Source organism: Cobetia sp. 5-11-6-3, from assembly GCF_013374055.1.
GTDB lineage: Bacteria > Pseudomonadota > Gammaproteobacteria > Pseudomonadales > Halomonadaceae > Cobetia > Cobetia marina.
Genome location: NZ_BLWJ01000028.1, coordinates 1 through 333, shown reverse-complemented (window position 1 = coordinate 333; position 333 = coordinate 1). Strand labels below are relative to the sequence as shown.

Here is a 333-nt window from a genome sequence, read left to right as displayed (position 1 = left end):
TTCTACGACAACGATGTGGTTGAGATCGCCAAGGCCGTCGAGCCGTCTGAGCGTGGTGAGCTGGAAATCACCAGCGTCAACAATGCCTACCTGGAGCGTGGTGATCTACGTGTCGAGCGACTGGGGCGTGGTTTCGCCTGGCTGGATACCGGCACCCACGACAGCCTGCTGGAAGCCGGCCAGTACGTGCAGACCATCGAGCATCGTCAGGGCCTTAAGGTGGCATGTCTCGAGGAAATCGCCTGGACCAACGGCTGGATCAGCGACGAGCAGCTCGAAGAGCAGGGCACCGCACTCAAGAAGACCGGTTACGGCCAGTACCTGCTGAAGCGC

1 protein-coding gene is annotated in these 333 nt (G+C 60.7%); it reads left to right on the top strand.

The genetic code is table 11. The features are described 5' to 3' along the window. The coding region (locus tag HXS66_RS17260; protein WP_255303330.1) for a sugar phosphate nucleotidyltransferase at positions 1 to 333 on the top strand (333 nt) is incomplete at both ends.